The organism is Staphylococcus coagulans (assembly GCF_022557135.1).
GTDB classification, from domain to species: domain Bacteria; phylum Bacillota; class Bacilli; order Staphylococcales; family Staphylococcaceae; genus Staphylococcus; species Staphylococcus coagulans.
The window spans coordinates 1,273,491-1,289,683 of the sequence record NZ_CP092966.1 but is presented as its reverse complement, the minus strand read 5'-3'; the positions used below and the strand labels follow the sequence as shown (position 1 = coordinate 1,289,683).

Below are 16,193 nucleotides of genomic sequence, written 5' to 3'. Positions count from 1 at the left end.
ACACTTATTAGTGAATAAACAAACCTTTCATCGATCAAAATTTTGATTCATTTCAAGCCGATGTAATTGATTAATGAGCCTTTGACTTCTAAAATACATGCCAGCATACTCCTTATACAGGAGTAAAATAAATTGAGACATTTCGTCAATAATGGCATCTTGAATATGAATTTCTTTGATTTTATTCAAGGGTAAATTTTTTAAGACTTGAGTAAGATAGATTGTTTTATTTGATAATGGATAGGCATGTTCATCTTGAGAGGCAGCCTGTTGGGATAAAACGCCGTTAAATTTAAAACTATAATGTGAAAAATGACCTGGATGGGTATCTCTTGTTACCACACATTGAGACAAGTTTACATCAAAACCAAAACGTGACATACATTTTAACATCACAATATTTGCTACAAGCTGTGGAGAGACACCTTTATGAATTCGTTCAAATACAAAAATAAGTAATGCGTACATATTCCGATTGACTTCATCTACTTCCATTGAGCGATCAATCGCTTCTAGACAAAGACTGGCATAACTATTAGTATAAATATCTTGACGCAATTCATAATTCAAATCAATTACATCAATAGATGTCAGCGTTCCCATACCTTTCCATTTGTTGTATATGAACAAACCTTGTACAAAAAGTTGAGTAGTAGCTTGAAGTCCTGATTTAACTTTTTTGGCACGCTTTACCATAAGGGGAACTTTAGCGCCATGTTCATTTAAAATGGTAATAATTTTATCAGATTCACCATAATCTACAGATTTAATGATGATGCCTTTTTGTTTCACTAACATGTCGCCACCACCCTATTTACAAAATCATTCGTCTTCAACGTAACCCATTTGCTTAATAAATGTAGCCTTGTTTCGCCAATCTTTTTGGACTTTCACCCATAAATCAAGGTATACTTTTGAGCCGAGTAGATGTTCAATATCAAGCCGCGCTCTTTTACCGATTTCCTTTAATTTTTTGCCGCCTTTTCCAATGACAATCCCTTTCTGTGAATCACGCTCTACAAAAATCGTAGCCTCAATATGAACACGATCTTCAGATTCTTTGGTCATACGCTCAACATTGACGCCAATAGCATGAGGGATTTCTTCAGAAGTTGTTTGTAGAATTTTTTCACGAATGAGTTCACTCACGACAAATTGTTCTGGGTGATCTGAAATTTGACCGTCTGGATAATATTGTGGTCCTTCAGGTAAATAAGATTTTAATACATTTAGAAAATGTTTGACATTATGGCCTTCTAGCGCAGAAATAGGTACGATTTCCGCAAAATCCATATAAGTTTGATATTGTTCGATTTTTGGCATTAATGCATCAGGATGCACTAAATCAATTTTATTTAAGACTAAAAAAACAGGTGTTTTTACCGTTTTTAACATCTCCATGATATATTGATCGCCTCGACCAATCTCTTCATTGACATTGACCATAAACATTACTGCATCAATTTCAGAAAGTGTATTTTTAGCCACTTTCATCATGTAGTCCCCTAACTTATGTTTAGGTTTGTGAATACCCGGTGTATCCAGAAAAACGATTTGTGCATCTTTTTCTGTCATGACCCCTTGTATTTTATTTCGTGTCGTTTGTGCTTTGTCTGACATAATCGCAATTTTATGACCGATGACACGATTAACAAATGTAGATTTACCAACATTGGGACGGCCAATGATAGTTACAAATCCTGATTTATATTCATTCATTATTTAAATCCTTTCCAGAAAATCCATAAGGTAAAAGTTCAGCAACAGTAGACGTTCTTACTTCTCCTGTTTGATTCGTCATATACACAGGCATATCATCATCACATAATTCTTTCATCACCTGTCTGCAAGGACCACATGGTGAAGCAAGTTCAGGACTATCCACTGTTATCGTAATCGATTCAAAATCTCCAGGGCGATAACCTTGAGAAATTGCAGCAACTAAAGCTGAACGCTCAGCACAAATTGATGATGGATAAGCGGCATTTTCAACGTTTGCACCATGGAATGTATGTCCATCTTTCGTGATAAGATATGCACCAACTTTAAATTTACTATAAGGTGCATATGCTTTTTGTTGCGCTGCTCTAACTTCTTTGTAGTATTCTTCTGTATAAGCCATGTTTTTTAGCTCCTCTTATATCAATTTAGGTATAAAAATCATACAACCAATAATTATAGCAAAAATAGATGCTAGCAACACACTGAATGCTGAAATATCTTTTGCGTTTTTTGCAAATATATGAAATGAACCTGTTGTCAAATCTACAGCGTACTCAATTGCTGTATTAATCGTTTCTGTAATGAGAACTAAAAATATTGCTAGTAAGATTAACATCCATTCGATTCGATTTAACGACAAGAAACTTCCAAGAATTATAATTAAAACCGCCAATATAAGATGGTATAAAAAGTTTCTATCTTTACGCAACAATGTGAGACCACCTTGGAATGCGTATTTAAAACGATTCATCATTGATCCCTAGTTAAACCAAAGCCTTCTAGTATTTCTTTTTGGCGGCTAAACATAATTTTTTCCTCTTCTTCAGTCATGTGATCATAACCTAATAAATGCAAAAAGCCATGTAGTGCTAAAAATCCTAACTCACGCTCAAATGAATGGTTATACTGTTGCGCCTGTTCTTGTGCCACATCAGTACAAATGATGATATCTCCTAAAATACGTGGCATATCCATGCCTTCAAAAATGTCTTCTTGTTCTTCAAACGCAAAAGATATAACATCTGTGACACGGTCTTTATCTCTATAATCACGATTAATAGATTGAATTTCATCTTTATCTGAAAATGTCACTGATAGCTCAGCTTCTTCATTTATACCTTCTTCAGTTCTTGCGTAATCTAACAACGCATTAATTTGTTCATACCATTCTGCTTTCACTTGTCCTGTATGATCACTAAAATCAATTGTAAACATGGATTAATCCTCCTCGTATCGACTGATTATTCTTCCAACTAAAGGATGGCGGACGACATCAGCTTGATCTAAATGTAGAATTGATAGTCCTTTAATATTTTTAAGTCGTTGTTCTGCCTCTATTAAGCCACTTTTCACGCCTTTAGGTAAGTCGATTTGTGTTTTATCTCCAGTTACAACCATTTTTGAGCCGAAACCAAGTCGTGTTAAAAACATCTTCATTTGAGCGTGGGTTGTATTCTGCGCTTCATCTAATATGACAAATGCATCATCTAACGTTCTCCCTCTCATATAAGCTAAAGGTGCAATTTCAATAATACCTCGTTCGATAAAGCGTGCGGTTTGCTCAACGCCAAGAACTGTATTCAGACCATCATATAAAGGACGAAGGTAAGGATCCACCTTTTCTTTTAAATCGCCGGGTAAAAAACCTAGGGATTCCCCTGCCTCTACGGCTGGGCGAGTAAGTACAAGTCTTTTCACTTGACCAGCACGCAAAGCTTTTGCGGCATAAACAACTGCTAAAAATGTCTTCCCGGTACCGGCTGGACCAATACCAAAAACTAAGTCATTCTTTTTCATTGCATGAATATACATACGTTGCCCCATCGTTTTGGCACGAATGGTTTTTCCAAATGCATCTTTAGTGATTTCTTCTTCGTATAAATCAATAAGATGTTCGATTTGTCCATTTTTCGCCATTTTGATTGCCGCTTGTACATCTTTAATTGTAACTGATGCACCTTGCTCAATCACTTTTAGTAAGTTGATGAGTACAGATTCCGCTTCAGTAACAGCATCCAGCTTTTCACCTTTGACTGCTACTTCTTGTCCTCTTGCATGTATGACAACATCAAACGCGTCTTCAATTAGTTTAATATGTTCATCATTATTCCCTAATAAAGCTTGTGCTTGATTGATATCGTCAATCTGAATAATTCCAGGCATATAGTAGCTCCTTTACATGTATTGTTATTACAAATGTATCAAATTTAAATTGTATGTTGCAATTGTTCTTTTATCGCTATAGGTTTATTATATCATGTTTGCTATATTTCAACCGTAAATCTAACATGAAATGACATAAACTTGTCAGCTTGTTAGCAGGAGATTACTGTTATCATTGTGGCCATTAAGGCCAACTAATAACGATGAATGTAATAATATCAATTAGAAAATGAACTTATAAAAATAACCAAAGGGAAAATCCCTTTGGTTATTAGAGTGAGTTTATTTTAATTGTTTAGGTTTGGTTAAAACTTCCGACCAAATCAAACCGTTTACTACCTCATTTTCTGAAAAGGTTAAGTCCCCTTTTAAAACTGGGGCTGGTTCTCTTCTCTCAGTGAGTTGTTGTAATTTCATTCGCTTAGTACGATTAGATAAATACTCATCTTGAATAATTTCTTTTGCCTTACGTTCCATGCGTTCAAACTGTTTAAGACGCTCTTTATTAAGTTGGGCGTCGATTTCATCCATTTGAGATTGTAACAGTTCTTTGAGTTGCTTCGACGTATCTTCTTGCTTTTTTTGTTCTGACACTTTAGGTTTTATTGGCTCAACTTGCATTTTAGGTACAGGTTGTTGTGAAGGTTGATATTGCTTTTCTTGCTGAGGGACGTGTTCAGGTTCTGAAAATTCTTTTTCAAATTCTTCTAGCTTTTCTTGTACTTTATCTAAAAAGCTTTTTTGATTCGTGTTTTCGGGTTTAATATGTTTTTGTTGAGGAGGCTTACGATTTTGGCGTTTCTCATGACTTTTATCATTAACTGCGCTAATGATTGAAACAACGACAGAAATGATAAATATGATCACTCCTATACTCATAGAATCACCTCAATTAATGTTCTGATGTAGAGTTATCATTATTTTGAGTGCTTTTATTAATCGCTTCTCTCATACCTGTATCAGCTTCTATATTTTTAAGGTTGTAATAATCTTTGACACCTAAATTTCCTGAACGTAAAGCTTCAGCTAATGCAAGTGGAACTTCTGCTTCCGCTTCTACCACTTTTGCATGCATTTCTTGTACGCGTGCTTTCATTTCCTGTTCTTGAGCAACAGCCATCGCACGGCGTTCTTCTGCTTTTGCTTGCGCAATGTTTTTATCTGCAATTGCTTGTTCAGTTTGTAAGTCTGCACCGATATTTTTACTAATATCAACATCAGCAATATCAATTGATAAAATTTCAAATGCTGTTCCAGAGTCAAGACCTTTACTTAGCACTGTTTTAGAAATATTATCAGGATTTTCTAAAACTTGTGTATGGTGCTCACTTGAACCAATCGTTGAAACGATACCTTCACCGACACGTGCAATAATTGTGTCTTCTCCAGCACCACCGACTAAGCGTGAAATATTTGCACGTACTGTAATACGCGCTTTCGCTTTTACTTCAATCCCGTTCATTGCTACACCTGCGATAAAAGGTGTTTCAATAACTTTAGGGTTTACAGACATTTGGACCGCTTGTAAAACGTCACGCCCTGCTAAATCGATAGCAGCACCACGTTCGAATGGTAAATTGATGTCAGCACGTTGAGCGGCAATGTTGGCATCAACAACGCGGTCTACATTACCTCCAGCTAGATAATGTGATTCAAGTTGGTTCGTTGTAAGGTGTAAACCGGCTTTATGTGCTTTGATTAATGGACCAATGACTTTGCGTGGTGATACACGACGTAAGCGCATCCCAACTAAAGTTCCAATGCCGACTTTCACACCGGCTGCAAGTGCAGATATCCATAATCCTACTGGTACAAATGAGAATAATATGATAAGTGCGACAATTATAAGTGCAGCGATGATAATAAATGATATAAATCCAGTTGTTAACATTGCATTCTCTCCTTTATATTTAGTTTTCTCTTACTACAACACGCGTACCTTCGACTTCAATAATTGTGACTTCAGAATCCTTATTGATAAAAGAGCCCTCTGAAACAGCATCTATACGCTCGTGATTGTATATAATAATTCCTGAAGGTCTCAAATCGGTATACGTAATGGCTTTCTTGCCCACTAAGTCTGATCGATCATTGTGAGAAGTATAGCCAGATTCTTTATTCGTTGAATCTTTTAAAACAACCTTATCAAAGATAGAAATACTCTTTTTAAAGAATTTCACTAAAATCACCCATTCAATTAATGTCAAAATTAGTGCAACGACAACATTGAGCAGCATCATCGGCAAATCATTACCCATCGTAATCAAGCTGATAATGATTAAAATCATACCTATGATACCAAGAACTGCACCAAAAACAAATAGTTCTATGATTACTAAAATTGCTCCAATTGTAAATAACATAATCGTAATCACAGATAAACTACCTTCTATGATAAAACCTAAAAATATAAGTAATAAAGCGAACAAGGCAATAATACCAGCAAAATTAATTTTACGAGAATAAAGTTGATATAAAAAACCAAGAAAGACTAGACAGGTTAGTACTAACGAAATACTTTGTGTGGTTAACCATGAGCCAATATGCTCAAAGCCGCTTTGATTTGTTACCTTATCAATCATATTCAAATTATGTATGACGAATTTAATTGTTCATACACCTCACTCTCTTCTTTGTAGTATACATGAAATTACAGCTGACATGTAGTAGTTATGCATTTTTATTTTTTAATGTTAAAAAGCCTAGAACACGATGTTCTAGGCTTTTATATATCATTATTTGAACGTTGAGGGAGTTCAACACAATGAAATTATCTGAATTTACGTTTACGAGCAGCTTCAGATTTCTTTTTACGTTTTACGCTTGGTTTTTCATAGAATTCGCGTTTGCGAACTTCTTGAATTGTACCGCTTTTAGAAACTGAGCGTTTAAAACGACGTAAAGCATCTTCTAATGATTCGTTTTTGCGGACTACTGTTTTAGACATCTGTATTTCCCTCCCTCCAAATATCAAAAAAACTTTTATTCATCAGTACATGGCTATGAACCATATACACAATAGTATAAATTAAATCTCTATTTCGGTCAATCTTCAAATTTACATTTTTAAAGATAAACGAAATCTTTTTTAATATACGATTACAAAGGATATAGAAGACAAAAGGATAGAAACATGCTATTTGATAAGGATAACGTCCATTGAAAACTGTATAAACGAACAAGATATATACTAAAGTTTTTAATAATCTGTGGAAATCTATAAATTAATGTTAGTTTGATACAACTTACTTTAATTATATAAGTACATGCTCGTGTTCGGAAGCGTTTGAAGCATGCGTAACCACACGTAATAAAGAACCTTGATTTATAGGATAGCCGGCCTTTGTAATTTTAACCTTACAAATTTGACCAATTAAAGAAGTATCTCCTTCAAATTCAACTTTCATATAATTATCAGCATAACCAACCAATACATTGTCGTGCGATCCTTTTTCTTCAGGGATTACTTCTAATACGTCATTTTCAAATTGAGAAGCATACGTTTTTGCGAGTTGATTACTCAATTCGATTAACTTATGAACACGTTCGTTTTTGATTTCTTCATCTATTTGATCGTCCATACGGGCTGCAGGTGTCCCAATTCTCGGTGAATATGGGAAAACATGTAGTTCAGAAAAATGATGATTAACAATAAAATCATAAGTTTCTTGAAACTCTGCTTCCGTTTCACCTGGAAAACCAACAATAACATCACTTGTTACAGCTAAGCCTGGTAGTGCTTCGTGTAATTTTTGAATACGTTCAGAAAAATGAGACATAGAATATTTACGACGCATACGTTTTAATACACTGTCTGAACCAGATTGAAGTGGCACGTGCAAGTGTCTCACCACTTTATGTGACTGTTTTAATACTTCTATTACTTCATCAGTCAGCTGACTTGCTTCTATAGATGAGATTCGGATACGTTCAAGGCCATCAACAGTTTCAAGATCTCTAAGCAATTGTGCAAGGTTATAATCTTTTAAGTCTTGTCCATAACCTCCTGTATGAATGCCGGTTAAAACAATTTCTTTATAACCGGAATTAACAAGCTGTGTTGCTTGTTCAATTACTTTTTTAGGGTCTCTTGAACGCATTAAGCCACGTGCCCATGGTATGATACAGAAAGTACAGAAATTATTGCACCCTTCTTGAATTTTTAAAGACGCACGTGTGCGGTCTGTAAAATATGGGACATCTAATTCTTCATAAGTACGATTTTTCATAATATTACTTACGCCATTAATAGGTTGGCGTTCTTTTTGATATTCGTTTATATAACCAAGTAATTTATGTCTGTCTTGCGTACCTACAACAATGTCAACACCGGGAATTTCCATAATTTCGGCAGAAGAAGTTTGTGCATAACATCCTGTCACACACACGACAGCTTCTGGATTACGTCGAATGGCACGACGAATCACTTGTCTACTTTTTTTATCGCCTGTATTTGTTACAGTACATGTATTAATTACAAAAACGTCTGCATTTTGTTCAAAATCAACACGTTCATAGTTTTCTTCTTTGAATAATTGCCAAATTGCTTCTGTCTCGTAGTGATTTACTTTACAACCTAATGTGTGAAAAGCAACTGTACTCATATACTCACCCCATCAATTCTATTTCATAACTTATGGCACTTAATGCATATAATGGTGCTGTTTCAGCACGTAAAATTCTTGGGCCTAAACCAATACAAGTTGCAACTTTTTCAAAAGCTGCCACCTCTTCATCAGAAAAGCCACCTTCAGGACCAAATAGCATTAAGACACGAGCACCTGGCTTTAATTGTTGAATCTTAGTCTTAAAAAATGCCCGTTCATTTTCTTTTGCAGATGCCTCATAAGCCATAAGCACACAATCATATTGATTTATCATACCATAAATGTCTTTTAAATTCGAGGTAAAGTTAACTTCAGGGATGATTTGACGATAGCTTTGTTCAGCTGCTTCTTTAACGATTTTTTTCCAACGTTCTACTTTTTTATCGGCTTTTTGCTTATTTAATTTAACAATAGATCGGTCCATTTGAGTTGTGATGAATGCACTTGCACCAAGCTCAGTCGCTTTTTGTAACAACCACTCATATTTATCGCCTTTAATAAGACCACTACAAATAGTGATAGAAATAGGCAATTCACTCGCTATATCAACTTGTGCCTGACATTCGATTGAAATGTCGCTATCAGATATTGCTATAATTTTACAGCGAAACGTTTGAGCATCTAAAAAATTAACGATAATCTCATCGCCTATTGATAAACGCATAACATTTTTAATATGGTGTATATCATTTTTATCTGTGATAAAAAAACGCTGATGAAGTTCAGCGTTTTTATGAATAAAGTATCTTTGCATATTAAATCTCCTTACGCGCTATAATGCAAACCCAACCTTCTTGTAACTCAGTGTTAATAATTGTAAAACCAGCTGCTTTCATTTGCGCTTGTATTTCATCACGCTTTTCTTCAATAATACCAGATGCAATGAAATAACCGTTAGGATTCAATCGCGCATAAGCGTCTGTAATCATTTTTTCGATAATATGTGCCAATATATTAGCAATGATAACGTCATATTGTTCGGTTTCATTGACCAATAAGTTGCCTGTGCCTGTTTGTATAGCGTCAAGACAATGATTTTTTTCGAAATTTTCTTGTGCAACTTTTACAGCCATTTCATCTAAATCAATTGCTTTAATTGCTTTAGCACCAAGTAAATAAGAGGCGATACTTAAAATACCAGACCCTGTGCCCACATCTATAACGCGATGTTCAGGTTGTATTGTTGTCTCTAAAGCACTTAAGCACATACTAGTTGTTGGGTGATCACCTGTACCAAATGCCATACCTGGGTCTAACTCAATATAGAGATGATCAGATGTACGGTCTACTGACTCCCAACTCGGCACTATATAGAAACGATTTGAAGCTTGAAACGGATGAAAATAGTTTTTCCACTCATTCTCCCAATCTGATTCCTGAATAGTCTTTTCACTTAAAGCTAGGATGGATTGATCAATTAAAGGCGCATGCGTAAATTGGGATTTAATATTTTCTTTTAAGGTTTCATCATATTGAAAATCATTAAAATAGGCTTTAATAATCATGTGTCTCTCTGGGTAGTCTTCTGGATTCAGTGCAAAAATCTCTCCAAATCGATCTTTGCGTTCTTTTGAAAGCTCTCCCGAATCTTCAATCGCAACACCACTCGAACCGGCTTCTTGAAGAATTTCAGTAACAACGGCTTCTGCGTCTTGGTTTACGGTTACAGAAAGTTCAATCCATGTCATTGACTAATCTCCTTTGAAAAAGCGACGTGCTTTATCTTTAAAATTAGATGGCTGTTCAGTAATATTTTCTCCTGATTCACTCGCAAATTCTTTTAAAATTTCACGTTGTCTTTCAGTTAAGCGTGTAGGCGTTTGTACACGGATATTTACAAATAAATCACCGTATCCGTAGCCATGTACATTTTTAATCCCTTTACCTTTAAGTCTGAACTGTTTGCCAGTTTGTGTACCTTCTGGAATGGTTAACATGACATGCCCATTTAATGTTGGGATTTTAACTTCATCACCTAATGCAGCTTGTGCAAATCCAATATCATGGTGATATAAAATGTCATCGCCTTCACGTTGGAACTTATCAGATGGTTTAACGCGGAATACGACAAATAAATCACCAGCAGGACCACCATTTTCACCTGGCGAACCTTGACCTGCTAAACGAATTTGTTGATCATTATCGACACCTTCTGGAACAGTCACTTCAAGTTTGACGTTTTTAATTTCTGTTCCTTTACCTTTACAAGTTGGACATGGTTCTTCAAATTCTTCGCCAGTTCCATTACATTCAGGACAAACTTTCTCAGTTCTTACACGTCCAAGTATTGTGTTTTGCTCTACTGTTATATGGCCTTTACCTTTACAGTATGAACAAGTTTTCTTTTTAGTTCCTGGTTTGGCACCTTCCCCACCACACGTATGACAAGTAACTTCTTTACGGATAGAAATTTCTTTTTTCGTACCGAATACAGCTTCCTCAAAAGAAATAGTCATTGTATATTGAAGGTCGTCACCTTTACGTGGGGCGTTTGGATCACGCTGTCTTTGAGCACCACCAAAAAATGAGCTAAATATATCTTCAAATCCTCCACCAAATCCTGAAAAGTCCTGGCCACCAAAACCTTGACCAAATCCACCTTGAGGTCCAGAATGACCAAATTGATCATAATTTGCGCGTTTATTATCATCGCTAAGTACTTCATAAGCTTCACTTATTTCTTTAAACTTAGCATCTGCGCCCTCTTCTTTATTAATATCTGGATGATATTTTTTTGACAATTTGCGGTAAGCCTTTTTAATTTCATCCTTGCTTGCGCTTTTGCTTACACCAAGAACTTCATAATAATCTCTTTTTGCCAATGCCATCTCTCCTTTATATGCAAATTATGATTAAAAAGGGGCTGGGACGATTGAATGTCCTAGCCCCTTTGAGCGACTTTTTACAGTCAATATATACTTAGTGACATGACCTATTTTTGTGATTGATCGTCGTCATTTACTTCTTTAAATTCGCCGTCTTCAACTGTGCTTCCTTGTTGAGATGCATTGTCTTGACTAGCTTGAGCTTGTTGCTGTGCTTGCTCATATACTTTCATAGAGAGTTGTTGTACAACTTGTTCTAAAGCTTCTTTTTTCGCTTTAATGTCTTCGATATCGTTACCCTCTAAAGCAGTTTTAAGCTCGTCTTTTTTCGCTTCAGCATCTTTTTTATCATCTTCGCTTACGTTTTCACCTAAGTCTTTTAATGTTTTATCTACTTGGAATACAAGTTGATCTGCTTCATTTCTTAAGTCTACTTCTTCACGACGTTTTTTGTCAGCTTCAGCATTTTGTTCAGCATCTTTAACCATACGATCGATTTCTTCATCTGATAACGCTGAAGAAGATTCGATTGTAATGTTTTGCTCTTTATTTGTACCTAAATCTTTAGCAGTTACGTTTACAATACCGTTTTTATCAATATCAAAAGTAACTTCGATTTGAGGTACGCCACGTGGTGCTGGTGGAATATCAGTTAATTGGAAGCGACCTAATGTTTTATTATCAGATGCCATCGGACGTTCACCTTGTAACACATGAATGTCTACAGCGGGTTGATTGTCAGCGGCAGTAGAATAGACTTGAGATTTTGATGTTGGAATTGTTGTATTACGTTCAATTAAAGTGTTCATACGGCCACCCATGATTTCAATACCAAGTGAAAGTGGCGTAACGTCTAGAAGTACAACATCTTTAACGTCACCAGTAATTACACCGCCTTGAATTGCAGCACCCATAGCTACAACTTCATCAGGGTTAACACCTTTGTTTGGTTCTTTACCAATTTCTTTTTTGATTGCTTCTTGTACTGCTGGGATACGTGTAGAACCACCTACTAAGATAACTTCATCAATATCAGCTTTTGAAAGACCAGCATCTTGCATTGCTTGACGTGTTGGACCCATTGTTTTTTGAACAAGTGAATCTGCTAATTCTTCAAATTTAGCACGTGTTAATGTTGTTTCTAAGTGTAATGGTCCAGATTCTCCTGCAGAAATAAATGGAAGTGAAATTTGTGTTGAAGAAACCCCAGATAAATCTTTTTTCGCTTTTTCAGCTGCATCTTTTAAACGTTGTAATGCCATTTTATCTTGAGATAAGTCTACACCGTTTTCAGATTTAAATTGCTGAACAAGATAATCAATAATGACTTGGTCAAAGTCATCCCCACCAAGTTTATTGTCACCTGCAGTAGCAAGTACTTCGAACACACCGTCACCTAATTCTAAGATAGAAACGTCAAATGTTCCGCCACCTAAGTCAAATACTAAAACTTTTTCATCTTTTTCTGTTTTATCTAAACCATAAGCTAATGCTGCAGCTGTAGGCTCGTTAATAATACGTTCAACTTCTAATCCAGCAATTTTACCAGCATCTTTAGTTGCTTGACGTTCAGCATCATTGAAGTAAGCAGGTACTGTAATAACAGCTTTTTCTACTTTTTCGCCTAAATAGCTTTCAGCAGTACTTTTTAGATTTTGCAAAATCATTGCTGAAATTTCTTGTGGTGTATAATCTTTGCCATCGATATTTTCTTTGTGATCAGTACCCATGTAACGTTTAATAGATTGAATTGTATTTGGGTTTGTAATTGCTTGACGTTTAGCAACTTCACCGACTTGTGTTTCTCCACCTTTAAAAGCAACTACAGATGGTGTTGTACGCGCACCTTCAGGGTTTTGAATTACTTTTGGTTCGTCTCCCTCTAAAACTGATACACAAGAGTTAGTAGTACCTAAATCAATTCCAATAACTTTACTCATAGTCTAATTCCTCCTAAATTTCAAACATTGTTATTTTTACATAAATGGTATTTTCAGTCAAAATTATTGATTTACTTTTACCATTGAAGCACGTAATACTCTGTCATTCAATTTATAACCTGGTTGTAACTCTTCTGTGATTTGTCCAGATTCATAATCCGGATGATCATCTTGAATTACAGCTTGATGATAGTTCGGATCAAATTGTTCGCCTTCTGTTTTGATACGTTCTAATCCGTTATCCTCAAGTGCTTTAGTAAGGCTATCATAAACCATTTCTACACCTTTTTTAAGTGAATTGAATGATTCATCATCACCTTCTATTTTTAAAGCGCGCTCAAAATTATCTAATGCAGGCAATACATCAGTAAGTACACTTTGAGCTTGATATTTCTTTTGAATTTGTGCTTCATTTTGAATACGTCGTTTATAATTTTCAAATTCAGCATACAAACGAAGATACTGTTCTTCTTTTTCATCTAGCTTAGATTTTAAAGATGCAATTTCTTCATCTCTTGGATCTACTGTTTCAGTCTCTTCGCTATTTTCTGAACTACTTTCATTTTCAGTTTGAACATCTTCTACAGGTTCAGAAGATAAATTTTCATTTCCATTCTGTTCCGGTTCAATTTTTTCTTCGTTATCACGAATGTCTTTTTCCTCTGACATTTTCAAACCTCCATTACGTATAAGCATGCGTGTATGCCTATTTTATGATATTCGACTAAGCAATTGTATCACGTTTTGATAACGCATTGCTGTAGGACCGATGACGGCGATATAGCCATTCAAATCTTTTTCGATTTGATATGGGCTAGTAAGAATGGCTACACCATGCAAATTGTTCTCAATTTCAGTACCAATGCGTATATTGATTGGATGATTAGAAACTTTATGAATAAATTCTGTAATCTGCTCAGACTCAATATACTTCAAGATAGGTTGAATGGATGCTACATTTGATTCATTTAACCCTTCAATTAATTGATGTTTGCCACCTAAGTAGACATGAGATGATTCGTCTTTATTGTATTGTTCAATTAACTGATAAATATGCATGATTAAGTTGATTTCTTTATCATCAAAGCCTAACATACGATACATTTCAAAATGATGATTTTGGCCATCGTTGAGAAATGTATGAATACTTTGAGAAAGATAATTTGAAACTTTGATAATAGATTGATCATCAATGGTTTGCTGTGTGGAAACATGTAAATGTTTAACATGTCCAGTTTTATAAACCAGTACAACAATTAAATGATGAGGGTTTACCTTCATTAAATGTACATCTAAAATAGTGGACTTTGAATGATCAGGTCCTATTACAAGAGTTGTGTAATGTGTTTGAATTGAAAACACTTTTGCAAAGTTATCTAATGTAGATGAAATATCATAATGATGATTGACAAACATTTCATGTAAACTGAGATGACTTTGCTCATCTGAATCTAATGACGCCTCTAACAATCGATTGGCATATAGCCTAAACCCTTGTTCAGAGGGCACGCGCCCAGAAGAAAAATGTGTTTTTTTAATTAAATCATTTTCTTCTAAAGACTTCATGTCGTTTCTAATTGTCGCAGGACTAACATCAACATTATGTCTTCGTATTAGTGTATTAGAACCGATTGGTTGTCCTAATTCAACATAATCTTCAACAATCGCATTTAAAATGCTTAATTGTCTTCGTGTAATCATGTTTTTCACCTCATTAGCACTCTTTTGTTTCAAGTGCTAACTATAATTTATCAAATTGGTCAAAGTAAGTCAATGTTAAAGCATCAAATATCAAAAAAAGATTTTACACCTGTATAAATGCTTCAAAGACTTCATTTCCTACTATTCGACCTTTATCTGTAAGCTTTATTTCCGTAGGTGAATTTTCAATGAGTCCTTGTTTTTCCAATTTTAAAATTTCTTTAGAATATACGTCTTCTAAACGTCGTTGATACTTCATTTGGAATGTATCTTTATTGACACCTTGGTTCATTCTAAGTCCTAAAAACATTTCTTCTTCAATCTGTTCTTGTTCAGTAGGTTCTGTTTCAGATAACCTTGGTTTCAAACCTTGGTTGACTTTTTTAATATAATGATTAACGGGATTTACATTTGTATATCTAATCCCGTCAATATAGCCACTTGCGCCAGCACCAAACCCATAATAACTTTCATTTTTCCAATAAACTTTATTATGTGCAGATTCATGATTGTCTTTTGCGAAATTAGAGATTTCATATTGGTGTAATTCACTTTTTTTGATTCGATTCATCAAGAAATTATACATTTCAGCACCAATATCTTCATTAGGAAGCTTTAACTTTCCTTTTCGATATTGGTTATAAAATTGGGTCTGAGGTTCTAAAATAAGTCCATAACTTGATAAATGATCAATATTCAAAGATAAAGCTTCATCAAGACTAGTTTGAAATTGTTTTAAAGTTTGACCCGGCAAATGATACATCAAATCTAAACTAATAGATGGAATGTCATAATATCTTGCATTTTCAACTGCTTGATAAATATCGGATTTTTGATGACTACGCCCTAAAGTTTTGAGTAAATCATCATCAAACGTTTGGACACCAAGTGACAAACGATTGACCCCATATGATTTGAGTAAAGCTACTTTTTCAGCCGTTAATTCATCTGGGTTAGCCTCAAAAGTGTATTCTCCTAAAATTTTAAATTGTTGTTGAATCGTTTCTAATAGGTATGTGAGTTGCTCTACTGACAAAGCTGTAGGGGTCCCTCCGCCCACGAACAAAGTCTCTAATGTAGAGGCATTTGATTGCTTTATTTCCTCTCTTAAGCATTGTAAATAAGCATCAACTGGTTGATTTTGAATGAAATATTTATTGAAATCACAATAAGTACAGATTTTAACGCAAAAAGGAATATGAATATATGCACTTTTCACTATCATCATGTCACCC

General features: G+C 35.0%; 18 protein-coding genes. All 18 read right to left on the bottom strand.

Features of this window, described 5'->3' with window-relative positions; genetic code table 11:
• Positions 1-27 precede the first annotated feature (27 nt).
• Positions 28-798 (bottom strand): DNA repair protein RecO, encoded by a 771-nt coding sequence (recO, locus tag KM149_RS06090; protein ID WP_214969934.1) that lies wholly within the window; start codon positions 796-798, stop codon positions 28-30.
• A gap of 24 nt (positions 799-822) precedes the next feature.
• Positions 823-1,719 (bottom strand): GTPase Era, encoded by an 897-nt coding sequence (gene era / locus KM149_RS06085; RefSeq protein ID WP_165545514.1) that lies wholly within the window; start codon positions 1,717-1,719, stop codon positions 823-825.
• Positions 1,712-2,122 (bottom strand): cytidine deaminase, encoded by a 411-nt coding sequence (gene cdd / locus KM149_RS06080; protein ID WP_165545515.1) that lies wholly within the window; start codon positions 2,120-2,122, stop codon positions 1,712-1,714. The genes era and cdd overlap by 8 nt, the downstream gene beginning before the upstream one ends.
• Positions 2,123-2,137: 15 nt before the next feature.
• Positions 2,138-2,476, bottom strand: a complete 339-nt coding sequence (locus KM149_RS06075; RefSeq protein ID WP_082704412.1) for a diacylglycerol kinase family protein — start codon at positions 2,474-2,476, stop codon at positions 2,138-2,140.
• Complete coding sequence (gene ybeY / locus KM149_RS06070) at positions 2,473-2,937, bottom strand: rRNA maturation RNase YbeY (RefSeq protein WP_060829840.1); 465 nt, start codon at positions 2,935-2,937, stop codon at positions 2,473-2,475. Before ybeY ends, KM149_RS06075 begins: the two co-directional genes overlap by 4 nt.
• 3 nt (positions 2,938-2,940) lie before the next feature.
• Complete coding sequence (locus KM149_RS06065; protein ID WP_241415185.1) at positions 2,941-3,885, bottom strand: PhoH family protein; 945 nt, start codon at positions 3,883-3,885, stop codon at positions 2,941-2,943.
• 282 nt (positions 3,886-4,167) lie between these two features.
• Positions 4,168-4,764, bottom strand: coding sequence for a hypothetical protein (locus KM149_RS06060; protein WP_165545516.1), 597 nt, complete (start codon positions 4,762-4,764; stop codon positions 4,168-4,170).
• 13 nt (positions 4,765-4,777) lie between these two features.
• Positions 4,778-5,776, bottom strand: a complete 999-nt coding sequence (gene floA / locus KM149_RS06055) for a flotillin-like protein FloA (protein WP_016425210.1) — start codon at positions 5,774-5,776, stop codon at positions 4,778-4,780.
• Positions 5,777-5,795: 19 nt separating this feature from the next.
• Positions 5,796-6,467, bottom strand: a complete 672-nt coding sequence (locus KM149_RS06050; protein WP_050330784.1) for an NfeD family protein — start codon at positions 6,465-6,467, stop codon at positions 5,796-5,798.
• 188 nt (positions 6,468-6,655) lie between these two features.
• Entirely contained in the window at positions 6,656-6,832 is a 177-nt protein-coding gene (rpsU, locus tag KM149_RS06045; RefSeq protein WP_002471046.1) for a 30S ribosomal protein S21, read from the bottom strand.
• 307 nt (positions 6,833-7,139) lie between these two features.
• Positions 7,140-8,489 (bottom strand): tRNA (N(6)-L-threonylcarbamoyladenosine(37)-C(2))-methylthiotransferase MtaB, encoded by a 1,350-nt coding sequence (gene mtaB, locus KM149_RS06040; protein ID WP_050330783.1) that lies wholly within the window; start codon positions 8,487-8,489, stop codon positions 7,140-7,142.
• Between the two features lie 4 nt (positions 8,490-8,493).
• On the bottom strand, positions 8,494-9,246 hold the full coding sequence (locus tag KM149_RS06035; RefSeq protein WP_060829836.1) for a 16S rRNA (uracil(1498)-N(3))-methyltransferase: 753 nt from the start codon (positions 9,244-9,246) through the stop codon (positions 8,494-8,496).
• A 1-nt stretch (position 9,247) separates the two neighbouring features.
• Positions 9,248-10,180, bottom strand: coding sequence for a 50S ribosomal protein L11 methyltransferase (gene prmA, locus KM149_RS06030; RefSeq protein WP_241415184.1), 933 nt, complete (start codon positions 10,178-10,180; stop codon positions 9,248-9,250).
• A gap of 3 nt (positions 10,181-10,183) precedes the next feature.
• A complete protein-coding gene (dnaJ, locus tag KM149_RS06025) occupies positions 10,184-11,314 on the bottom strand; it encodes a molecular chaperone DnaJ (protein WP_016425215.1) in 1,131 nt (376 codons plus the stop codon).
• 110 nt (positions 11,315-11,424) lie between these two features.
• Complete coding sequence (gene dnaK, locus KM149_RS06020) at positions 11,425-13,257, bottom strand: molecular chaperone DnaK (protein WP_182280270.1); 1,833 nt, start codon at positions 13,255-13,257, stop codon at positions 11,425-11,427.
• A gap of 63 nt (positions 13,258-13,320) precedes the next feature.
• The gene (gene grpE / locus KM149_RS06015) at positions 13,321-13,926 is read right to left on the bottom strand and encodes a nucleotide exchange factor GrpE (protein ID WP_050330779.1); all 606 of its coding nucleotides are present in this window, start codon (positions 13,924-13,926) and stop codon (positions 13,321-13,323) included.
• Between the two features lie 42 nt (positions 13,927-13,968).
• On the bottom strand, positions 13,969-14,958 hold the full coding sequence (hrcA, locus tag KM149_RS06010) for a heat-inducible transcriptional repressor HrcA (RefSeq protein ID WP_165545522.1): 990 nt from the start codon (positions 14,956-14,958) through the stop codon (positions 13,969-13,971).
• Between the two features lie 103 nt (positions 14,959-15,061).
• A complete protein-coding gene (gene hemW, locus KM149_RS06005; RefSeq protein WP_060829833.1) occupies positions 15,062-16,183 on the bottom strand; it encodes a radical SAM family heme chaperone HemW in 1,122 nt (373 codons plus the stop codon).
• Positions 16,184-16,193: the final 10 nt, after the last annotated feature.